This window comes from Rhodococcus sp. IEGM 1379, assembly GCF_030056815.1.
Taxonomy (GTDB): domain Bacteria; phylum Actinomycetota; class Actinomycetes; order Mycobacteriales; family Mycobacteriaceae; genus Rhodococcus_F.
Map to the genome: position 1 here is coordinate 1 of NZ_JASHKR010000026.1, position 20,910 is coordinate 20,910.

The 20,910-nt window shown below is 62.0% G+C and carries 21 protein-coding genes and 1 riboswitch; of the genes, 11 read left to right on the top strand and 10 right to left on the bottom strand.

Annotated features, from left to right (window positions below):
- Positions 1–168: riboswitch (cyclic di-AMP (ydaO/yuaA leader) on the bottom strand. This riboswitch is flagged as partial in the annotation.
- A gap of 598 nt (positions 169–766) precedes the next feature.
- Together QM600_RS15825 and QM600_RS15830 are read left to right on the top strand one after the other, a co-directional pair.
- On the top strand, positions 767–2,479 hold the full coding sequence (locus tag QM600_RS15825; RefSeq protein ID WP_502942996.1) for a DEDD exonuclease domain-containing protein: 1,713 nt from the start codon (positions 767–769) through the stop codon (positions 2,477–2,479).
- 90 nt (positions 2,480–2,569) lie between these two features.
- Entirely contained in the window at positions 2,570–2,845 is a 276-nt protein-coding gene (locus QM600_RS15830) for an Lrp/AsnC family transcriptional regulator (RefSeq protein ID WP_094273717.1), read from the top strand.
- 20 nt (positions 2,846–2,865) lie between these two features.
- Here QM600_RS15830 and trpD read toward each other — a convergent pair whose 3' ends face one another.
- Together trpD and QM600_RS15840 are read right to left on the bottom strand one after the other, a co-directional pair.
- Positions 2,866–3,957 (bottom strand): anthranilate phosphoribosyltransferase, encoded by a 1,092-nt coding sequence (gene trpD / locus QM600_RS15835; RefSeq protein ID WP_283262442.1) that lies wholly within the window; start codon positions 3,955–3,957, stop codon positions 2,866–2,868.
- A gap of 117 nt (positions 3,958–4,074) precedes the next feature.
- Positions 4,075–4,530 carry a hypothetical protein gene (locus QM600_RS15840; protein WP_283262443.1) on the bottom strand — a complete coding sequence of 152 codons (456 nt, stop codon included), beginning with the start codon at positions 4,528–4,530 and terminating at the stop codon, positions 4,075–4,077.
- Between the two features lie 128 nt (positions 4,531–4,658).
- Between QM600_RS15840 and ctaE the strand changes: the two genes are divergently transcribed.
- The 4 genes from ctaE to qcrB all read left to right on the top strand — a co-directional run bounded on the left by ctaE (position 4,659) and on the right by qcrB (position 8,991).
- Complete coding sequence (ctaE, locus tag QM600_RS15845; RefSeq protein WP_283262444.1) at positions 4,659–5,273, top strand: aa3-type cytochrome oxidase subunit III; 615 nt, start codon at positions 4,659–4,661, stop codon at positions 5,271–5,273.
- A gap of 63 nt (positions 5,274–5,336) precedes the next feature.
- Positions 5,337–6,188, top strand: a complete 852-nt coding sequence (qcrC, locus tag QM600_RS15850) for a cytochrome bc1 complex diheme cytochrome c subunit (RefSeq protein WP_283262445.1) — start codon at positions 5,337–5,339, stop codon at positions 6,186–6,188.
- Positions 6,185–7,327: a cytochrome bc1 complex Rieske iron-sulfur subunit gene (gene qcrA, locus QM600_RS15855; protein ID WP_283262446.1), complete on the top strand. Its 1,143-nt coding sequence runs from the start codon at positions 6,185–6,187 to the stop codon at positions 7,325–7,327. The genes qcrC and qcrA overlap by 4 nt, the downstream gene beginning before the upstream one ends.
- Positions 7,324–8,991 (top strand): cytochrome bc1 complex cytochrome b subunit, encoded by a 1,668-nt coding sequence (gene qcrB, locus QM600_RS15860; protein ID WP_502942994.1) that lies wholly within the window; start codon positions 7,324–7,326, stop codon positions 8,989–8,991. Before qcrA ends, qcrB begins: the two co-directional genes overlap by 4 nt.
- Before the next feature lie 174 nt (positions 8,992–9,165).
- Here qcrB and QM600_RS15865 read toward each other — a convergent pair whose 3' ends face one another.
- From QM600_RS15865 to ctaC, 4 genes are all read right to left on the bottom strand, one after another.
- A complete protein-coding gene (locus QM600_RS15865) occupies positions 9,166–9,351 on the bottom strand; it encodes a hypothetical protein (protein WP_283262448.1) in 186 nt (61 codons plus the stop codon).
- A gap of 198 nt (positions 9,352–9,549) precedes the next feature.
- Complete coding sequence (locus QM600_RS15870) at positions 9,550–9,846, bottom strand: antibiotic biosynthesis monooxygenase family protein (RefSeq protein WP_283262449.1); 297 nt, start codon at positions 9,844–9,846, stop codon at positions 9,550–9,552.
- 105 nt (positions 9,847–9,951) lie between these two features.
- A complete protein-coding gene (locus tag QM600_RS15875) occupies positions 9,952–10,368 on the bottom strand; it encodes a cytochrome c oxidase subunit 4 (protein ID WP_094273724.1) in 417 nt (138 codons plus the stop codon).
- Positions 10,369–10,407: 39 nt separating this feature from the next.
- Complete coding sequence (ctaC, locus tag QM600_RS15880; protein ID WP_283262450.1) at positions 10,408–11,472, bottom strand: aa3-type cytochrome oxidase subunit II; 1,065 nt, start codon at positions 11,470–11,472, stop codon at positions 10,408–10,410.
- 321 nt (positions 11,473–11,793) lie between these two features.
- Here ctaC and asnB point away from each other — a divergent pair, with 321 nt between their 5' ends.
- Positions 11,794–13,719: an asparagine synthase (glutamine-hydrolyzing) gene (asnB, locus tag QM600_RS15885; RefSeq protein ID WP_283262451.1), complete on the top strand. Its 1,926-nt coding sequence runs from the start codon at positions 11,794–11,796 to the stop codon at positions 13,717–13,719.
- Positions 13,720–13,788: 69 nt separating this feature from the next.
- Here the strand turns inward: asnB and QM600_RS15890 are convergent, their stop codons facing one another.
- From QM600_RS15890 to QM600_RS15900, 3 genes are all read right to left on the bottom strand, one after another.
- Positions 13,789–14,763, bottom strand: coding sequence for a carbohydrate kinase family protein (locus QM600_RS15890; RefSeq protein ID WP_283262452.1), 975 nt, complete (start codon positions 14,761–14,763; stop codon positions 13,789–13,791).
- A gap of 172 nt (positions 14,764–14,935) precedes the next feature.
- Positions 14,936–15,286 carry a HesB/IscA family protein gene (locus QM600_RS15895; RefSeq protein WP_094273728.1) on the bottom strand — a complete coding sequence of 117 codons (351 nt, stop codon included), beginning with the start codon at positions 15,284–15,286 and terminating at the stop codon, positions 14,936–14,938.
- Positions 15,287–15,428: 142 nt separating this feature from the next.
- On the bottom strand, positions 15,429–16,490 hold the full coding sequence (locus QM600_RS15900) for a glycerate kinase family protein (RefSeq protein WP_283262453.1): 1,062 nt from the start codon (positions 16,488–16,490) through the stop codon (positions 15,429–15,431).
- A gap of 102 nt (positions 16,491–16,592) precedes the next feature.
- Between QM600_RS15900 and QM600_RS15905 the strand changes: the two genes are divergently transcribed.
- The 4 genes from QM600_RS15905 (at position 16,593) to QM600_RS15920 (ending at position 19,748) form a co-directional block, all read left to right on the top strand.
- Positions 16,593–17,249 (top strand): DUF3043 domain-containing protein, encoded by a 657-nt coding sequence (locus tag QM600_RS15905; protein ID WP_283262454.1) that lies wholly within the window; start codon positions 16,593–16,595, stop codon positions 17,247–17,249.
- 2 nt (positions 17,250–17,251) lie between these two features.
- Positions 17,252–17,821 carry a bifunctional adenosylcobinamide kinase/adenosylcobinamide-phosphate guanylyltransferase gene (locus tag QM600_RS15910; protein ID WP_283262455.1) on the top strand — a complete coding sequence of 190 codons (570 nt, stop codon included), beginning with the start codon at positions 17,252–17,254 and terminating at the stop codon, positions 17,819–17,821.
- 92 nt (positions 17,822–17,913) lie between these two features.
- Complete coding sequence (cobT, locus tag QM600_RS15915) at positions 17,914–18,978, top strand: nicotinate-nucleotide--dimethylbenzimidazole phosphoribosyltransferase (protein WP_283262500.1); 1,065 nt, start codon at positions 17,914–17,916, stop codon at positions 18,976–18,978.
- 2 nt (positions 18,979–18,980) lie between these two features.
- Positions 18,981–19,748, top strand: a complete 768-nt coding sequence (locus tag QM600_RS15920) for an adenosylcobinamide-GDP ribazoletransferase (protein ID WP_283262456.1) — start codon at positions 18,981–18,983, stop codon at positions 19,746–19,748.
- 49 nt (positions 19,749–19,797) lie between these two features.
- Here QM600_RS15920 and QM600_RS15925 read toward each other — a convergent pair whose 3' ends face one another.
- A complete protein-coding gene (locus tag QM600_RS15925; RefSeq protein WP_283262457.1) occupies positions 19,798–20,901 on the bottom strand; it encodes a branched-chain amino acid aminotransferase in 1,104 nt (367 codons plus the stop codon).
- Positions 20,902–20,910 lie beyond the last annotated feature (9 nt).

Here is a 20,910-nt window from a genome sequence, read left to right on the forward strand (position 1 = left end):
TCGTCCGCCGACCGAGTTAGCTGACGGGTTCGGGCTGGGAAGATCAGCCCTACCCGCGTGGTCTGCAGCGATCGAGCGTGCTGCACCCCAGGCGGGATTCACCCCAGTGGAAACTTGGGTTCCCGGTTCGGGCTCCTCGCAGAGATCCCGATTAGGCGGTTCCTGACGATGCCGGTCCGTCTTTGGTCCGGCAAGACTTCGTTAGGTCTCAGGAAGGTTACGAAATGATCGCGGCGATGTCGACCGCACCGCGACTTTCATGCGCGATTCGTCCGATTCTGCGTCTTCTCGCGCTCGTTACGCCAATACGATCACAGCGAGATAACGATTAGTTTGGTTTACCGACCATCGACGACGCGTTTCTGTCGAACGCGATCCACGGTCCGAGCCCCCTGCTGGCACCCCGCCCCAGATCAGAAGTGCTTACGTACCAGTAGGACCTTTCCGGCGATTCAAGATCACGAACCGACATGGAGTCGCCTACTTCGACCCCGCAGAGCGTGCCGAACCGGATCAGCACCTGCGATGTCCAATCCAAAATTCAGGAAAACTGTGACGCTCGTCTCTCTTGCGTCATTCAGCGCGAAATGACTGGTGTCTCAACACGAGATACCCAGCCTCCGAACGTCCCGAAATCCACGCCGAAGGTCCTTCTCCTGCCCGACAAAACTTGTCGGACTCTCCCTCTACTGTCTGCTCTGTGAGTCCTGCCTCCACCGAAGCTTTTCCCGCCGCCTCTGAACTCAGCCCACACAACGGGCGCCAGTTGTCGTTCGACGAACTGGACACACCTCTCAGTGAGACCACGTTCGTCGTCGTCGACCTCGAAACAACAGGTGGCAGTGCGGATCAAGATTCGATCACCGAAATCGGCGCCGTCAAGATTCGTGGCGGCCAAGTGCTCGGCGAGATGGCAACGCTGGTAGATCCCGGACGATCGATCCCGCCATACATCGTCGAGCTGACCGGAATCACCGACGCAATGCTGATCGATGCTCCCCGCATCGATCGAGTACTGCCCGCATTTCTCGAATTCGCCGAAGGTGCCGTCCTCGTGGCTCACAACGCCCCGTTCGACATCGGATTCCTCAAGGCCGCAGCGTCACGCACCAGCCGCCCCTGGCCGGCCTTCCGGGTCCTCTGCACGGTCAAACTCGCCCGGCGGGTCCTCACCCGCGACGAAGCACCCTCGGTGAAGCTCTCCGCGCTCGCGCATCTCTTCCACGTCAGCACCCAGCCGACGCACCGAGCCCTCGACGACGCCCGGGCAACCGTCGACGTCCTCCACGGATTGATCGACCGCGTCGGCAACCAAGGCATCCACAGTTACAGCGAACTGATCGACTATCTGCCCAATATCTCGTCACATCAGCGGGCAAAACGATCCTTCGCGACCGACCTCCCCCGCAGTCCCGGTGTGTATCTCTTTCGCGGCCCGTCCGACGAAGCTCTGTACATCGGGACGGCGGTAGATCTGCGCCGTCGGGTCCGCACCTACTTCACCGGCTCCGAAACCCGCGGCCGCATGAAGGAGATGGTGGCCCTGGCCACCCGCGTCGACCACGTCGAGTGTTCCCACGCTCTCGAGGCCGGCGTACGCGAGCTACGACTCCTCGCTGCACATGCTCCCCCGTACAACCGGCGCTCGAAATTCCCCAAACGCGGTTGGTGGATCACCCTCACAGATGAGGCCTTTCCGAGGCTATCCGTCGCCCGCACCCCGACACCCCATTGCGTGGGGCCGTTCAGCTCGCGTGCCACCGCGCTCGACGTGGCCGAGACCGTCGCCGAGTTCACCGGCTTGCGCACCTGCACCAAACGGTTACCCCGAGGTGCTGTCCACGGCCCTGCCTGCCCCGCACGCGAGGTAGGTTCCTGTCCGGCAACTTCCCCAGCCGGAAGCACTGTCTCTACCGACATCACAGAAGAGCAGTACGCGTTCACCGCAACCGAGGTTCGCACATTTCTGCTGGGCCACCACGACCGTCCCTTGCAACGGATGAAGGAACGAATCGAAGGATTGTCTGCCGACGCCCACTTCGAGACTGCGGCACGACTTCGAGATCGAACAGCCGCAGTTGCCGGCGCCTTGCACCGCACCCAGCGACTCGCCGCAGTCGCTGCAATAGATCAGTTGGTTCTGGCCCACCCCGCTGCCGAGGGAGGCTGGGAACTGGCAGTGATACGAGCGGGCCGACTGGCCTCGGCGGGGCTCGCTCGACGAGGCACCCATCCCATGCCGGTAGTCGACGCCCTCGTCGCTGCAGCAGAAACAGTGCTTCCCGACGACGCTCCCCTCCGCGGCGCTTCCCCGGAAGAACTCGCATTGATCGTCCGTTGGCTCGGCTCCGAAGGCATCCGAATCGTCTCGGCCACTTCGGGATACGCGGAGCCTGCAATGGGTGCCGGTCGCTGGGCTGACTGGTGCCAACTCGCCAAGGCCGGAGCCCAATCCGAGCCACGCCGAGACCCACCGTGATCCACCGGTCCGGCGACTGATCGTCAGGACATAAGCTCGATCCAGCTTTACCGGAGTTCAAGATTCACCGGAGTTCACCAGAGGAGAGACATGATCAACGCCATCGTCATGATTCACGCCGAATCCGCACGGATCCCGGAGACAGCGCAGGCCGTCGCGGATATCCCCGGAGTCAGCGAGGTGTACTCATGTGCAGGTGATATCGACCTGATTGCGGTGGTCAAAGTGCGGGACCACGCTCAGATCGCAGACGTAGTCACGGGTGGCATCAACAAGGTTCACGGAGTGACGAAGACCGCCACCCACATTGCGTTCCAGTCCTTCTCCAGCGCTGACGTCGAGGCCGGTTTCTCCCTCGGCGAATGACAGCCAAGCCCGGCTGAACGTCAGGCGCCGTCGGTCAACGCCACCGTGAGCGACGCCCACCGGCGCAACAACTCCGCGGCCGCGCCGCTGTCGATTGCAGTGGCGGCCGATGTCATGCCGGCCGCAATCGCACCTTCCAGGTCGTCACCGACCCCGTTGAAGGCTGCGATGGCGGCGCCGGCATTGAGCAGCACTGCGTCTCTGACCGGTCCCGCCTGACCCGACAGCAGGGTTCTCGCTGCAGCCGCATTCACGTCCGCGTCACCGCCCCGCAATTGGTCCAACGGGACGCGCGCGATGCCGAGGTCGCGCGGGTCCAACGTCGCCGTTCTGACCTTGCCGTCACCGACGACGTAGACCGTCGACGTGGTCGACGTGGTCAACTCGTCCAATCCGTCGTCGCCGCGCACAACCAACGCCGAATTACCGCGTTGCGCAAGCACTCCCGCAACAACTGAAATCAGCTTCGGAAACGCACACCCGATCAATCCCGCGCGTGGACGTGCCGGGTTGGTCAGCGGACCCAGCACATTGAATGCCGTCGGGATTCCGATTTCCTTGCGCGGAACCGCCGCAAACCGCAGTGCCGGGTGAAATACGGGCGCGAAGCAGAATCCGATGCCTACCTCGTCGACGCAACGCGCCACTTGCTCCGGTCCCAAGTTAATTCGCACGCCCAACGCCTCGAGCACATCGGCACCACCACTCTTGGACGACGCCGCACGGTTACCGTGCTTGACGACGCGAATCCCCGATGCTGCCACCACAATTGAGGCCATTGTCGAGATGTTGACCGTGTTGGAGCGGTCGCCTCCCGTCCCCACGATGTCGACGACGTCGGAATCCACAGGCACGGCTTTGGAATGTTCCAGCATGGCGTCGGCGAGGCCCTGCAACTCGGCAGGCGTCTCGCCCTTCATCTTCAGACCCACACCGAACGCAGCGATCTGCGCGGAACTCGCGTTGTCGGACATGATCTCGCGCATCGCCCAACGAGAGTCGTCCAACGAAAGATCGTGCCCGTCGGTGAGTAACCCGAGAATCATCGGCCAGGACCGCACCACGGCGCTCGAATCGGCGTTCACAGCGTTGGATGCGTCGGTGCCGGCCATCTACTTCGGTCCCCTTGTGAGTCGTGCTGGATCGGACCATCGCAGCCTAGTCAGTGCTGTGCCGGGTCCTTGAAGTTGGCCCGGTCACAGAAACACGACACCTGCCCCGGAACTTGGTCACTTGACGGCGGCGGGCTGAAGCGCATCCCAACCCGCGACGAAGCCGCCGAGTCGCTGAGCCAATGCAGCCATCCTCGACCGCTCTTGGGAACAGTGAAGTGCATCGAGCATCTGAGTTCGCTCGAAGAGAACCCGCACCAGTCCGACTCCGTGGGGTTGAACGTCGAACTCCCTCGGAACGCCGCGCCGATAGCCGTCCCGGATGACGAACGCTTCGGCCTCCGCCACTGCAGCCTCCGGCAGATCCAGATGGTGCCGAAGTACGGCTTCCCGCTCCGACTGCCATCGCGGCTCCTCAGCGCTCGCCCGCGCCAAAACAGTCGAGCATGCTTCGACGTCGTCGAAACCCGCGGCGACGATCTCGAGATCGAGCCTTAACGGATCGAGTGGTGCCGAAACTTTTCTGCTGAAAATTCTCAGGAACCAAGGTCTAGTCTGGTCTGTAGCTGCCATTGCGCCAGCATATTCACAGACGCTCCACCAGCACCTACGCAGCCCGAATCCGCGATCTCGGTGCTAGCGACGCGCCGATGGTGGACCCGAGTGGCCGTCTCTTACGACGAAGCGTCATACTTCTGTCTGTGACGAGCGCAGTAGGGACTTCAGGATCGGCAATCACCCAACGCGTGCACTCGCTGAACCGGCCAAATATGGTCAGCGTTGGCACCATCGTGTGGTTGTCCAGTGAGCTCATGTTTTTCGCAGGGCTCTTCGCCATGTACTTCGTGGCACGTGCACAGGCGCCGGTAGGAAAATGGCCGCCGGAGCCGACCGAATTGAACCTGTATTTGGCTGTACCAGTGACGTTGGTGCTTATTGCATCTTCGTTCACGTGCCAAATGGGTGTCTTCGCGGCTGAGCGTGGCGATGTCTTCGGACTTCGCCGTTGGTACACCATCACCTTGATCATGGGGGCGTTCTTCGTCGCCGGTCAGGGTTACGAGTACTACCACCTCGTGCATTCCGGCACCACGATCTCGAGCAGCGTGTACGGCTCGGTGTTCTACATGACCACCGGCTTCCACGGTATGCACGTCATCGGCGGTCTTATCGCCTTCGTTTTCTTGATCGCACGTACCCGGGTCAGCAAATTTACGCCGGCTCAGGCAACAGCAGCGATCGTTGTTTCGTATTACTGGCATTTCGTGGACATCGTGTGGATCGCGCTGTTCGCCACGATTTATTTCATCCGTTAATCAGCTGAACGCCACAGGCAGCCCCTGACGTCCAGTCCGTCCCGACATACCAAAGGGATACAGATGAGTTCATCCCCCCCTCCCACATCCGATACCACAGCGAATGCCGCGAAGACGCGTCGCCAGCGGAAAATCCGCCGGCGCGTCACCGGAGCGCTCGTACTGATGATGGGATTGATCAGCGCCGGCTTCCTTGCCTCCGCCCTGACACCCGCTCCGCAGGTTGCTACCGCCAGCGACGACACTGCCGCTCTCATTCGAGAGGGCAAGCAGTTGTACGACACGTCGTGCATCACTTGCCACGGCGCCAACCTTCAGGGTGTCGAGGACCGCGGTCCCAGCCTGATCGGCGTCGGCGAGGCAGCCGTGTACTTCCAGGTTTCGACCGGTCGTATGCCTGCGGCCCGCAACGAAGCCCAGGCTTCGCGTAAGGACCCCAAGTTCGACGCTGCGCAGACCGACGCTCTGGGTGCATTCATCCAGGCAAACGGTGGCGGCCCGACGCTCATTCGTGACGAGAACGGCGAAATCGCTCAGTCCTCGCTGCGTGGTGGCGACATCGGCCGAGGCAGCGAGCTCTTCCGGCTCAACTGCGCGTCCTGCCATAACTTCACCGGCCGCGGTGGCGCACTGTCCTCGGGCAAGTACGCACCGGTCCTGGATCCGGCGAACGAGCAGCAGATTTATGCCGCTATGGTCACCGGCCCCCAGAACATGCCGAAGTTCTCCGATCGTCAGCTGACGCTCGAAGAAAAGAAAGACATCATCGCGTACGTGAAGTCCTCCGGTGAGGCCAAGAACCCCGGCGGTTACGGTCTCGGCGGCGTCGGTCCGGCCTCTGAAGGTCTCTTCATGTGGGCTGCCGGAATCATCGCTGTCGTTGGTGCAGCATTGTGGATCGGAGCAAGGTCATGAGCGACGCTGGCCAGCAGGGCGGCGATACGCCAAAGAAGTACACGGATGAGGAGCTCGACGCGATGTCTCGCGACGAGTTGGTCACCCTGGGTACCAATCTCGACGGCGTAGACATCGCCTTCCGCCGTAACCGTTGGTCGGTCGAAGGCACCAAGGCTGAGAAGCGCGCCGAGCGGAATGTTGCGTTCTGGTTCGGCCTCGCCGGTGTTTCGGCTATCGCGTTCATCGGAATTTACCTGTTCTGGCCCTGGCAGTACGCCGGTGCCGGTGAGGCGGATTACGGCAAGTACAGCCTGTACACCCCGTTGATCGGCCTCACCATGGGTCTCGCGATCCTCGGTGTCGGTATCGGCGCGGTGCAGTTCACCAAGAAGTTCATCCCCGAAGAGGTGTCCATTCAGGACCGCCACGACGGCGGATCCGCCGAGGTGGATCGACGCACTCTTGTCGCTCAGCTCGGCGAGTCCTTGGAATCGTCAACCATTCCCCGCCGCAAGGCAATCAAGCGCAGCTTGATGTTCGGCGGCGGCGCACTCGGTGTCATGATGGTCATGCCGCTCGGCGGACTCATCAAGAACCCGTGGGCCAAGGGCGACGACTCGCCACTGTGGGTGTCCGGATGGACCCCCAACTACAAGGGCGAGACCATCTACCTCCGTCGTGACACCGGCCGCCCCGAGGACATCGTTCTCGTGCGTCCGGAGGATCTCGACGCCGGATCCATGGAAACGGTCTTCCCGTTCCGTGAATCCGATCGTGGTGACGACCATGCGCTGCTCGCAGCACTGCGCGGCATCCGCAACGCGGTCATGCTCATCCGTCTGCGCACGGAAGACGCCGCGAACGTCACCAAGCGCAAGGGCCAGGAAAGCTTCAACTATGGCGATTACTTCGCCTACTCGAAGATTTGCACCCACCTGGGTTGCCCCACTTCGCTCTACGAACAGCAGAGCAACCGTATTCTGTGCCCCTGCCACCAGTCGCAGTTCGATGCACTGCAGTACGGCAAGCCGATCTTCGGTCCCGCTGCTCGCGCACTTCCGCAGTTGCCTATTACAGTGAACGAAGAGGGCTTCCTGGTCGCCGATGGTGACTTCATCGAAGCACTCGGCCCGGCATTTTGGGAGCGTCGACCGTGACCACAACCACCACACAACCATCCAAGATTGCGGCAGCCGCAGCTGGTCAAGCAGAGGCAGTGGATTCCCGCTACCACCTCGCAGCAGGCATGCGCCGGCAGATCAACAAGGTCTTCCCGACGCACTGGTCCTTCATGCTCGGCGAGATTGCGCTCTACAGCTTCTTGATCCTGCTGATCTCCGGTGTGTTCCTGACGCTGTTCTTCGATCCGTCGATGGCACACGTCGTTTACCAGGGCGCATACCAGCCGCTTCGCGGTGTGACCATGTCACGCGCTTACGAGACCACTCTGAACATCTCGTTCGAGGTTCGCGGCGGTCTCTTCGTTCGCCAGATTCACCACTGGGCAGCATTGATGTTCGCTGCCTCGATCATCGTTCACCTCGCTCGCATCTTCTTCACCGGCGCATTCCGTCGTCCGCGTGAAGCGAACTGGGTCATCGGCTGCTTGCTGCTGGTCCTGGCGATGTTCGAAGGCTTCTTCGGCTACACCATCCCCGATGACCTTCTTTCCGGTACCGGCCTCCGCGCCGCATTCGGTGGCATCACGATGAGTATTCCGGTCGTGGGCACTTGGATGCACTGGATGATCTTCGATGGCGATTTCCCCGGCGACCTCATCATCCCGCGCCTCTACGTTGCACACGTGCTGCTGTTCCCGGGCATCATCTTGGCTTTGATCGCCGGCCACCTCGCGTTGGTCTGGTACCAGAAGCACACGCAGTTCCCCGGCCCCGGACGCACCGAAGAGAACGTCGTCGGCGTTCGCATTCTCCCGGTCTTCGCAATGAAGGGTGGCGCTTTCTTCGCCATCACCTTCGGTATTCTCGCGCTGCTAGGTGGTCTGTTCCAGATCAACCCGGTGTGGAATATCGGTCCGTACAACCCATCTCAGGTCTCGGCTGGTTCCCAGCCCGATATCTACATGATGTGGACGGACGGCCTCGCTCGACTGTGGCCTGCGTGGGAGATCTACCTGTTCGACCGCTACACGATCCCCGCAGTGTTTGCCGTTGCCCTCATCATGGGTCTCGTCTTCGGCCTGCTGTTCGCGTACCCGTGGATCGAGAAGCGCCTTACCGGCGACGATGCGCACCACAACATCCTGCAGCGTCCCCGCGACGTACCGGTGCGTACCGCTATCGGCGCAATGGCCATCTCGTTCTACGTCGTACTGACAATCTCGTGCATCAACGACATCATCGCGTACCACCTGCACATCTCGTTGAACGCAATGACGTGGATCGGCCGTATCGGCATGGTCATCCTTCCGCCCATCGCGTACTTCGTGACGTACCGGTTCTGCATCGGCTTGCAGCGCAGTGACCGTGCAGTCCTCGAGCACGGCATCGAGACCGGCATCATCAAGCGGATGCCCAACGGCCAGTACATCGAAATCCACCAGCCGCTCGGACCCGTCGACGATCACGGACACCCGATCCCCCTCGAGTACCAGGGTGCAGCTGTTCCGAAGAAGATGAACAAGCTCGGCCTGGCCGGCAAGCCCGGCTCCGGTAGCTTGACCAAGGCTGACCCGGTGGAAGAGAGCGAAGCTCTCGAAGCCGCAGACCATGCAGCCGAGCACGAGCAGCTTCAGATTCTGCTCGACTACCAGAACCGCACGCACGGCAAGACAGACGGTTCCAGTGGAGAGCTCCACTAGAACTTGAGCAACAAGTAATGAGGCCCCGCACCGATTTCGGTGCGGGGCCTCATTGCTTTGTCCTCATCCATCACATCTGGATTGCCCAAATGTAGACACGTCTCCCCTGGTCCTGCGCTGGGTTCCACACACCTCGCAGGAATCCCTGACTGGACACCGGAGACTCGCAGGACGTCAGACCGCGTCGGCGCGGGGTTCCTCGGCTCGGGCACGTGAACTCGACTCGATGACCCGGTACGCGCTCGAGTCGAGGAACGAACTGTGGTACTTGGTGTACAAGATCGCGTCTGCGTCTGTCAGATATAGGCCGAGGTTGGTTGCCAGCGACTCCGCGGCTTTCTCAGCTGATCGCGCGTTCACCCAACGGTAGAGTGGCGGGCCGCCGAGAGCCCGAGGGCCAGCGCTCCGACAAGAACGGCAGCGCAGGTCCACAGTCGCTGTGACCGTTTCGGGAACCGAGTCACCGTTTCGGGAACCGAGTCACCGTTTTAGGAACCGAGTCATTGCCCTTACCGACCTGAATTTCCATCGAGTAGTGGATCGGGCGAGTCGACCTCGTCAGACCTCGAACACCGTCGCATAGTGCTCTACGGTCGGGAATGGGCTGTAGAACTTGTGGAGGAGCTCGCGCCAACGTTCGTAGCCCTCAGACTGCCTGAACCCCTCGGTGTGCGCCTCGAGGCTCTCCCACTCCACGAGCAACAGGTACTGCTCCGGCGACTCCAGGCAATGTGAGAGACGCAGTCGAATGAACCCTGGTACCGCCGCAATGATCCCCTTGGCCGTGCCGAAGGCGGCCTCGAACTCCCCGGATAGCTTCGGATCAACTTGCAGGAGTGCATGTTCAAGGATCATTCCTGAAGTGTGACATACGCCGAACTCACGCTCCCCCATTCGGCGACAAACAAAAGAGGCGCCGAGCCCTTGCGGGTTCGGCGCCTCTGAAGAGTGCGGGTGAAGCTAGTGCTTTTCTGGTCCCACGTGGTACTCGAACACGAGGCCTGCACACGCTGCGATGATGCAGATGACTCCAACAGCGATCATCCAGGGCTGGAAGAATGCCAACGAGACGGCTGCGATGGCGGCAGCAGCAGCCAGCAGGATCGGCCAGAAGCTACCGGGGCTGAAGAAGCCCAGCTCTCCCGAACCATCCGAGATTTCAGCGTCGTCGTAGTCTTCCGGACGCGTGTCCAGTCGACGAGCGACAAAGCGGAAATAGGTTCCCACGATGAGTGTCAGTCCTGCGGACAGGACGATAGCCGTGAGTCCGGCCCATTCGATTCCCGTACGCGAGAGCGCGGTGAACACTCCATAGATGATCGCGACGAGAATGAAGAAAACCGTCAGGATCTCGAAGAGCTTGGCTTCGATCTTCATATCAGCACTTGTCCTTGTTCAGTGAAGAGGCTGGCCGGCTCAGTTGCCTGCAGTAGCGACGGTTGCCTGACGGTACTCGCGGTCGGTGTTGAACGGCGTGGTCGACGTTGCCACCGGCGACTGACCGATTGCCGACAATGCCTCAGCTGTGGTCAGACCGCCGTTGCCCTCGGCGTCACCCTTACGCAGTTCGATGTACTTGGCGAAGTCTGCCGGCGATACCGCACGGACCTCGAAGTTCATCATTGCGTGGAAGGTGCCACACATTTCGGCACAGCGCCCGACAAATGCGCCTTCCTTCTCGATCTCACTGATCTGGAAGATGTTGTCGGAGTGGTTCTGCTTCGGGTTCGGCATAACGTCACGCTTGAACAGGAACTCGGGAACCCAGAACGCGTGAATCACGTCGGAGGATGCAAGTTCGAACTGAATACGCTTGCCGGTCGGCAGAACCAGGATCGGGATTTCGGAACTGGATCCGACGGTCTCGATCTTGTCGTAATGCAGGTAACTCAGATCCTGCACGCTGTTGCCGTGGATGGGTCCGGGAACCTCTTCGCCGTGAGCGTTCACGGTCGAGCCCTCAGCCTTGGATGCTTCCTCGGCCTCGGCATCGATGCCGTTGTACTTGGCAGTTCCGTCGCCCAGCTCGATTGAGCGGTAGCCGAACTTCCAGTTCCACTGGAATGCCGTGACGTCGACAACGACGTCAGGGTTTTCCGTCCTCTCCAGAACCTTGTTCTGGACGATGACGGTGAAGTAGAAGAGAACCGCGATGATCACGAAGGGAACTGCCGTGTAACCGAGTTCGAGGGGCACGTTGTATGCCGTCTGACGCGGGAACTCAGGCGAGTCCTTCTTCTTACGGTGGAAGATGACGGCCCAGAAGACCAATCCCCACACCAGAACACCCATGACGAGGGCGGCAACTACCGACCACGTCCACAGCTCTCGCATGCTCTTCGCCTCAGGAGTAATGCCCGAGGGCCACCCGAAACGGAGCACTTCATTGTCGATGGAGCAACCCGACAGCAGCAAGGCAGCAATGCCCAAAGTTACTGCCAGCCCCGCTCGCCGAAGGATCCGACCTTGCGCCACGTTCACGCCTTCCTGATCGCCACAAAATTCAACTAGGGCACCTCGAAGGGAAGGCCCAATTACTACGCAGCGTAGACCAAAGGTGGGCGGTATCCATCCCCGGGTCCTCGGCCGTGTCGCGTCGGACGTCACACAAATCTCTCAGGCGCAGCTCAGGAACTGGTCAGCCGCCGCAAGCGACCTACATCACTGCAATTCGATCGGTCACGATCGGCACAGCCTCGGATCTGCGGCATACTTTCGGGAAGAGTTCGTTGACCTCTCCCTGACGCGTGTTGTCCGGGAGCCTTCTGCATTAAAAAATTCTGAATCGAGGAACCGGACACTGTGTGTGGACTGCTCGGGCTACTGACATCTGGCGGAACCAGCGACGACGCCGTCGCTCAGGTCGACCAGGCGATGCACTGCCTGCGTCACCGTGGACCCGACGAACATGGGACATGGCATGACGACCACCTCGTCTTCGGTTTCAATCGCCTGTCGATCATCGACATCGAACACTCTCATCAGCCGTTGCGGTGGGGCCCGCCGGAGAACCCCGAGCGTTATGCGCTGACATTCAACGGCGAGATCTACAACTACCTGGAGATCCGGGCCGAGCTGGCGAAGGAACATGACGCGAAGTTCTTCACCGAGGGCGACTCCGAGGCCATCGTCGCGGCGTTCCACTACTGGGGCGAAGACGCGGTACGACGCCTACGCGGAATGTTCGCGTTCGCAGTCTGGGATACCGACACCCGTGAGTTGTTCATTGCTCGTGACCCCTTCGGCATCAAGCCGTTGTTCATCGCGACAGGCGCCGGCGGCACTGCTTTCGGCAGCGAGAAGAAGAGCCTCCTCGAGCTGACGGACTTGATCGGAATCGGCACCGAACTGGATCCGCGTGCGATCGAGCACTACACGGTCCTGCAGTACGTTCCGGAACCGGAGACGCTCCACAAGGAGATCCGCCGTCTCGAATCCGGCTGTTTCGCGCGGGTCCGTCCCGGCGAGAAGCCGCAGATCACGCGGTACTTCACGCCCAAGTTCCCGGCCACGCCGTTCGCTCCGGGTACGGAGAAGGCGCGATACAAAGAGATTGCCGACGCCCTCGAAGACTCCGTCGCCAAGCACATGCGCGCCGACGTCACCGTCGGTTCGTTCCTGTCCGGCGGTATCGACTCCACGGCTATTGCCGCGCTGGCAATCCGCCACAATCCCAACCTCATCACCTTCACGACGGGTTTCGAGCGCGACGGTTACTCCGAGGTCGACGTTGCAGCCGAGTCGGCCGAGGCCATCGGCGCCCGGCATGTGGTCAAGGTGGTCTCCCCCGCCGAGTTTGCCGCCGCCATCCCCGAGATCGTCTGGTACCTCGACGATCCGGTCGCAGATCCGGCATTGATCCCGCTGTGGTTCATCGCGAAGGAAGCACGCAAGCACGTCAAGGTCGTGTTGTCCGGCGAGGGTGCCGACGAACTGTTCGGCGGTTACACGATCTATCGTGAACCGTTGTCCCTCAAGCCTTTCGAGTACCTGCCGCAGGGATTACGTCGAGCCGCCGGGAAGCTGTCCGAGCGCATCCCCGACGGCACTCGCGGCAAGAGCCTGCTCAACCGCGGATCCTTGACGCTGGAAGAGCGGTACTACGGCAACGCTCGCAGCTTCAACGACGCCCAACTGCGTGCCGTTCTACGCGATTTCCGCCCCGAGTGGACACATCAGGACGTGACAGCACCGATCTACGCTCAGTCACGCGATTGGGATCCGGTAGCGCGTATGCAGCACCTGGACCTGTTCACGTGGCTGCGCGGAGACATCCTCGTCAAGGCTGACAAGGTCACGATGGCCAACTCACTGGAACTTCGAGTGCCCTTCCTGGACAAGGAAGTCTTCGACGTTGCGTCCCGCGTGCCCCTGGATCAGAAGATCACGAAAGACACGACCAAGTACGCGCTACGTCAGGCGCTCGAAGGCATTGTCCCGCATCATGTTCTGCATCGGGCCAAGCTCGGTTTCCCGGTTCCGCTTCGCCACTGGCTGCGCGGAACGGAACTCTTCGACTGGGCGCACCTGCAGATCGAAGAATCGGGCACCGACCACATCTTCGACAAGGCCGCTGTCGCGAAGATGCTCAATGACCACCGCGCCGGCGTCTCCGATCACAGTCGCCGGTTGTGGACGGTGCTGACCTTCATGGTCTGGCACGGAATTTTCGTGGAGAAGCGCATTGTTCCGCAGATCCAGGAACCGGTGTATCCGGTCAACATCTAGAGACCTGATGTAATGAACAAGCCCGGCTCACCTGTGTGAGCCGGGCTTGTTCGTACCGATGAGTGCTGATCAGGGCAAGATTTTCGCGATCTCTTCCGCAGCCGTGCCGCCGTAGGCCTCGGTGAGACGCCCCCGTGCCTCGTCCCGGTTGAACGTCCACTCCTGCGTGCCGACCGTCTCGAGAACCAGGACTGCGACAAACGAACCCAACTGTGCCGAACGCTCGAGGCTCAACCCCGCCCGGTGTGCGAGGAGGAAGCCAGCGCGGAAAGCGTCGCCGACACCCGTCGGATCGACCTTGCCGGTCTCGGGAACCACATCGACGTGCACCCGATTACCTTCGGCGTCAACGATTTCGACGCCCTTGGCGCCGAGAGTGGTGACACGGATTCCGACCTGCGCGCGGATCTCTTCTTCACTCAGGCCCGACTTCTGCTGGAGCAGGCCCCACTCGTACTCGTTGGTGAACAGGTACTTGGCACCATGGATGAGCGCCTTGGCTTCTTCTCCGGACAGGCGCGCGAGCTGCTGCGACGGATCGGCTGCGAACGGAATTCCGAGTTCGCGGCACTCGTCGGTGTGACGGACCATGGCTTCGGGGTCGTTGGCACCGACGAGAACCAATTCGACCGAACCGGCTGCCTTCGCCACCGCGGCGAGTTCGATGTCACGCGCTTCGCTCATCGCGCCGGGGTAGAACGACGCGATCTGTGCCATGTCCTCGTCCGTCGTGCAGACAAAACGAGCGGTGTGGGCCTTGTCGGAAATCAGGACTGCACTGCAGTCGACGCCGTTGTCCTCGAGCCAGGTGCGATATTCCGCGAAGTCCGCTCCCACTGCACCGACGAGCAGCGGAGATCCTCCGAGGACGCCCATTGCGTAAGCGATGTTTCCGCCGACGCCACCGCGACGGATCACGAGGTCGTCGACCAGGAAGCTGAGCGAGATGTTCGCGAGCTGATCGGCGAGGAGCTGATCGGCAAAGCGCCCGGGGAAGCGCATCAGATGGTCGGTGGCGATGGAACCGGTTACCGCAATAGTCACGGATCGAGGCCTTTCAGCGAAATGTGAGTGGGAAAGAATTCACGGTACCGCGCTCGGTACGCGTTTCGGCACATACGGATTCCGTACGTACGGTTCGCCGCAGACGACTGACGCGGAACCGATTATCGGTTCCGCGTCAGTGATGTACGTCTTAAGTTGTGATCGACTTAACTCAGTTGAACGAGTCGCCGCAGGCGCACGAGCCTGTTGCGTTGGGGTTGTCGATCGAGAAGCCCTGCTGCTCGATGGTGTCGAGGAAGTCGATGGATGCACCTTCGACGTACGGTGCGCTCATCCGGTCGACAACCAGGTTGACGCCGTCGAAGTTGACGGTGAGGTCACCGTCAAGAGTGCGGTCGTCGAAGAACAGCTGATACTTCAGTCCGGCACAGCCGCCCGGCTGCACTGCGATACGCAGCGCGAGGTCGTCGCGACCTTCCTGATCGAAGAGTGCCTTCGCCTTGGCGGATGCGGTCTCGGTCATCTTGACGCCGTGGGTGGCGGTCTCGTTCTGCACAGTCATGGGCTCTCCCTAATATTCGTACCAACCCGTGAACGCTTCAACGGTACGCCGCTGCCGTCTTATTCCCGCCAGTTCTTACCGTGTGCGATTCGCCTTCATCCTAGCTGTTCCCGCTCAGTCGGCAACGACACGTCGACCGTGCTCACGTGAGGCGCCAGATGTGCCAGTCGCGCGCAGTCCGTTCCGCCAGTCCACGCAGGTTCGCCCCGGCCTCTGTCATGGCTTCCTCGACTGATCCGGCGAACTCGGCCACCGATTCGGCGTGAACTATCCCGAACACCGTGTAGTCGGCGTCCGTCAGTTCCACTTGGCCGGCAAGCACCAGCGTGGGGACGCCGTACGACGCACCCGCAGCGGCCACGGAGGTGACCAGCTTTCCGTGCAACGATTGGTGGTCGAATTTGCCTTCACCAGTGATGACGAGATCGGCGGACTTCAGGAGTTCCGCTTGGCCCGTACGTTCCGCAACTACGTCGGCACCCGATCGTCGGACTGCGCCCAGGGCAAAGAGAGCAGCACCGATTCCACCCGCTGCACCCGCGCCCGGCAAAGTCGAGACTTTCATCCCGCCGGCTTTCTCCAACTCGGACGACCATTGCGCGTTCCGTTGTTCGAGTATCTCGACGGCACCGCTGTCAGCGCCCTTCTGTGGCCCGAAAACGGCCGCAGCACCATCCGGCCCGAGCAGTACGTGCTCCACGTCGGTGGCGGCCACCAGATCGACGCCGCGAAGTGCGTCGCGCGCAGTTGCCAATCCACCCAATGCGTCGACGAGGCCACGACCACCGTCGGTGCAACAACTCCCACCGAGGCCGACGGCGATGGTGGTTGCGCCCGCTTCGAGTGCTGCGGCAATGAGTTCACCGACCCCGCGACTGTGCGCGAGAAGTGAACTCTCTCGCGTCGGCGATCCGTCGAGCAGATTCAGTCCACACGCCTGCGCGGATTCGATGTACGCGGCCTCAGTCTCGAGGAGCCACCGTGCGTCGACGCTACGTGTGAGCGGGCCGGAGACTCGTGCGTTTCGGACCTCCCCACCGGTCGCGGAGAGCACATCGACAAACCCGGGTCCACCATCCGATTGCGGCGCCCCGATTACCTCGTCATCCGGTCGCGCTCGTCGCCAACCGTCGACAATGGCCTGCGTGGCCTGAACTGCAGTCAGGGTGTCACCGAAAGAGTCAGGAGCAACGATTACCCGCATATCTGGAGTCTAGGAGCCCAGAATGAAAGTCGATGTTTCACGATCTGCGGAAATACCGAGGTCGGTTTCCCAGAGCAGGCACTTATCCAATAGCCTGGAGGTGTGAAATTGCTACGCCGCGGTGACTCAGACAACTCCGACAAACGTGACGTCGAGGTCACTGAGGCATCCTCCGCCTCCGAAGAGACATCCATCGAGCAGGTGGGCAAGGGTCGCCCCACACCTAAGCGTCGCGACGCCGAAGCCAAGAAGCGTGGACCTGTCGCGCCCGCGCCTCTGACGGCCAAGGAAGCCCGCGCACGCCGAAAAGCAACGCGCGGTTCCAAGGCTGATCGCAAAATCGAAGCTGCCGAGCGTCGTGCGTCCTCAGCGGATCGCCGCGCCCGCATGCTCGCCGGTGAGGACAAGTACCTTCTCCCCCGCGACAAGGGACCCGTTCGCGCCTATGTCCGCGATTTCATCGATGCCCGCCGTAACCTGCTCGGCCTCTTCATGCCGATGGCGTTGATACTGATCATGGTCACGTTCGCCCTTCCCGGGCTCAGTGCCGTCGTCACACTCGCGATGTTCGTCATGATGCTGTTCATGGTCGGTGAAGGTGTCTGGCTCGGACGCATGATCAACAATCGCGTCGCAGAGCGATTCCCCGACAGCACCGACGGCGGATTCAAGCTCGGTTGGTACGCGTTTGTCCGCGCAACTCAGATTCGCAAGCTTCGCGCCCCGAAGCCCCGTGTGGGACCCGGCGACGCAATCTGAGCGTGTCGAAACCTCACAGAACACTCGTCCTCGGCGGCGCGCGGTCAGGCAAATCCGCGCACGCCGAGGCTTTGTTTTCTCCCGGAGCGCCGGTTCGCTACGTCGCCACAGCTCGGCACGACAGCACAGACGTCGACTGGGAAAGCCGTATCGATCAGCACCGAGTCCGTCGGCCGGCGCATTGGTCGACCGTCGAGACCGCTGCGTCCGGAGACCTCTCGATTCAACTCGAACGCGAGAATTCGACAGCAACGCTGGTTGACGATCTCGGCACCTGGCTCACCGGCGAGTTCGATCGACACAACGCCTGGGAATCGCCGCGTGGCACCATCACCCCAGCTGTGGACGCACTGATCGGTAGCGTCCGGAACTACTGCGGATCCCTGGTTCTGGTCAGCCCGGAAGTCGGCCTGGCCGTCATTCCGGAAACCCGCTCCGGACGGTTGTTCCGCGACGAGATCGGCACACTCAATGCGCGCCTCGCAGCAATCTGCGATCGCGTCGTACTGGTTGTCGCCGGCCTAGCGCTTGTCTTGAAAGATACTGCTGCACAACCGGAAGGCACGAAGTGAGCACCGAAGCCAACCCCGCCGAAAACACCGAGGCCGGCCCGGCAGAAAACACCGAGGCCAGCCCGGCCGGTAACACCGACGCCGATGCGGCCGTGTTCGAACCGGTGACTCCCCCGGACCGCGACGTACTCGCGCAAGCCGACGCTCGCCAACTCGACCTCACCAAGCCGGCCGGTTCGCTCGGACGCTTGGAAACCTTGGCCGGTTGGGCGGCCGCATGCCAGGGCGCCTGTCCCCCACATGCTTTCGCTCGTCCGCGCGTCGTTGTCTTTGCCGGTGACCACGGGATCGCCCGCAACGGTGTGTCCGCCTACCCGCCTGAGGTCACGGCACAGATGGTCGCCAACTTCCTCGGCGGCGGCGCGGCGGTCAACGTCCTCGCCGAGGTCGCGGGAGCCACCGTTCGCGTCGTCGACATCGCCGTGGAAGTCGATACCGACCCGGCCGTCTCCAACCACAAGGTGCGCCGCTCTTCCGGTTCCATCGACCGCGAAGACGCCATGACTCACGAGGAAACTCTGCAGGCAATCGCTGCCGGCCGCGCAATCGCCGATGAGGAAATCGACGGCGGCGCTGATCTTCTCATCGCCGGCGACATGGGCATCGGCAACACGACGCCGGCTACCGTCCTGATCGCAGCATTGACCGACAGCGAACCTGTCGCAGTCGTCGGACGAGGCACGGGCATCGATGATGCCGCTTGGATCCGAAAGACGGCGGCGATCCGTGACGCACTGCGCCGCGCCCGCCCCCATGTTCGCGATACCGTCGCACTGCTTCGCACTGTGTCCGGTGCAGACCTCGCGGCGATGGCGGGCTTCCTGGCTCAGGCTGCTTCTCGTCGCACTCCGGTCATCCTCGACGGTGTTGTTGTCACCGCGGCCGCAATGGTGGCCGACGAGTTGGCATTCGGCGCCCGCGAATGGTGGGTTGCCGGACATCGTTCCACCGAACCCGCGCATACGATCGCTCTGACCCGCATGGGAATGACGCCGATCGTCGAATTCGACATGCGTCTCGGCGAAGGCTCGGGCGCAGTCACTGCGCTTCCGATCCTCCAGGGCGCAGTGGCAATTCTCGCGAAGATGGCAACGTTCAGCGAAGCCGGCGTCAGCACCGAAGGCGCCGTACCTGCCGAGACAGACACGGCGGACTGACCGTGGCCGGCGCGCTTTCCGGTGTGCCGCTGGCATTTTCGTGGCTGACGGTACTTCCGGTACGTGGTCCGTCGGATATCGACCGCGCCGCCGGCCGACGCGCCATCGCAGCGGCACCGCTCACGGGCATCGCGCTCGGCGTACTTGCCGTCGCCGTTCTGTGGGGCACTACGAGCGTCGGCCTGAACCCGTATCTAGCCGGCTTGCTGACGGTGGGCGCACTGGCACTGGGAACCCGCGGCATGCACATCGACGGCCTCTGCGACACCGTCGATGGACTCGGCTGCTACGGTCCGCCTGAGCGCGCACGCGAGGTCATGCACAGTGGCGGCGCCGGGCCCTTCGGAGTGGCGGCGTTGTTCATAGTGCTCGGCCTACAAGCACTTTCGTTCGGAACCCTTGCCTCCGCAGACTCCCCCACCCACTGGGCTGCGGTGGCCGTTGCCGTCGCGGCAGGACGTGTGGCCGTCGTCTTTGCTTGTCGCCGAGGGATTCCCGCGTCGAGTCCCACCGGATTCGGTGCGCTGGTTGCCGATTCACAGCCGCTGTGGGTTGGCATCGTCTGGTCGGCCCCGCTGATTGCGGCGTCGGTTTTCGCAGCGGATCGCTGGTGGCTCGGTCCCCTAGTCACGACACTGACACTGCTGATCAGTGTTGTCTGCATACGTCATTGCATTCGCCGATTCGGTGGACTCAACGGCGATGTACTCGGTTTTGCCCTGGAACTGAGCGTGACGATCAGTGCCGTCGGCCTAACCCTCGGAATCTGAACGAAGAAGGCCCCACCAGACGGCGAGGCCTTCTTCGGCTAGAAGAGTGTCAGTGAAGCTTGGTCATCCAGCCATGCGTATCGGCGAACGTGCCACGCTGAATACCTGTGAGCGTGTCGCGCAATGCCATGGTGACCTCACCGGGTTCGCCGTCGGCGATAGTGAATTCGCCTTCGGCAGACTTGACCCGGCCGACCGGCGTGATGACTGCCGCAGTGCCACAAGCGAACACCTCGGTGATCTCACCGCTCTTGCACTTGGTACGCCACTCGTCGGTGCTGATTTTGCGCTCTTCGACCGCGAAGCCGGAATCGGCAGCAAGTGTCAGCAGCGAGTTGCGGGTGATGCCAGGCAACAACGAACCCGACAGCGAAGGCGTGACGAGGCGGGCGTCTGGGCCGGAACCGAAGACGAAGAACAGGTTCATGCCACCCATCTCCTCGACATAGGTGCGTTCGATGGCGTCGAGCCACACCACCTGGTCGCAGCCTTCGTCGGCAGCCTGGGCCTGAGCAAGGAGCGAGGCGGCGTAGTTGCCGGCGAACTTCGCAGCGCCCGTTCCACCCGGTGCAGCGCGCACGTACTCGGTGGACAGCCACACACTGACCGGCTTGACGCCGCGTGGGAAATACGCGCCGGCGGGCGAAGCGATCAGAAGGTAGCGGTACTCGTCGGCGGGACGAACCCCCAGCCCGGCCTCGGTGGAAAACATGAACGGACGCAGGTACAGAGCGTCTTCTCCGCCGGCAGCCGGAACCCAGTCGAGGTCGACGTCGACCAACTCGGTGATAGAGTCCACGAACATCTGCGTCGGCAACTCAGGCATCGCAAGTCGACGGGCCGAAGCTGCGAAGCGCTCGGCGTTGGCTTCTACGCGGAACGAGCTAATTTCGCCGCTCGGCTGGCGGTACGCCTTGAGTCCTTCGAAAATGGCCTGGCCGTAGTGCAAAACCATCGCAGCGGGATCAAGGGTGATGTTTCCATATGGCAACACCTGAGCGTTGTGCCATCCCTTTCCGGCCACATAGTCGATCGAGACCATGTGATCGGTGAAGTGCCGCCCGAAGCCGGGCGCCGCCAAAATGTCGCGGCGCTCGGCGTCGGACTTCGGGGACGAGCTCTGGACACGAACGAAATCGGCGGCACCTGTCATGGCCGCAAT

What these genes read in the sequence shown, in the direction of transcription:
- QM600_RS15925 (WP_283262457.1), bottom strand. Translation starts at nt 20,901, where the DNA reads ATGACAGGTGCCGCCGATTTCGTTCGTGTCCAGAGCTCGTCCCCGAAG.
- QM600_RS15875 (WP_094273724.1), bottom strand. Translation starts at nt 10,368, where the DNA reads ATGAAGATCGAAGCCAAGCTCTTCGAGATCCTGACGGTTTTCTTCATT.
- qcrA (WP_283262446.1), top strand. Translation starts at nt 6,185, where the DNA reads ATGAGCGACGCTGGCCAGCAGGGCGGCGATACGCCAAAGAAGTACACG.
- QM600_RS15900 (WP_283262453.1), bottom strand. Translation starts at nt 16,490, where the DNA reads ATGCGGGTAATCGTTGCTCCTGACTCTTTCGGTGACACCCTGACTGCA.
- QM600_RS15830 (WP_094273717.1), top strand. Translation starts at nt 2,570, where the DNA reads ATGATCAACGCCATCGTCATGATTCACGCCGAATCCGCACGGATCCCG.
- QM600_RS15840 (WP_283262443.1), bottom strand. Translation starts at nt 4,530, where the DNA reads ATGGCAGCTACAGACCAGACTAGACCTTGGTTCCTGAGAATTTTCAGC.
- QM600_RS15870 (WP_283262449.1), bottom strand. Translation starts at nt 9,846, where the DNA reads ATGATCCTTGAACATGCACTCCTGCAAGTTGATCCGAAGCTATCCGGG.
- QM600_RS15895 (WP_094273728.1), bottom strand. Translation starts at nt 15,286, where the DNA reads ATGACTGTGCAGAACGAGACCGCCACCCACGGCGTCAAGATGACCGAG.
- trpD (WP_283262442.1), bottom strand. Translation starts at nt 3,957, where the DNA reads ATGGCCGGCACCGACGCATCCAACGCTGTGAACGCCGATTCGAGCGCC.
- qcrC (WP_283262445.1), top strand. Translation starts at nt 5,337, where the DNA reads ATGAGTTCATCCCCCCCTCCCACATCCGATACCACAGCGAATGCCGCG.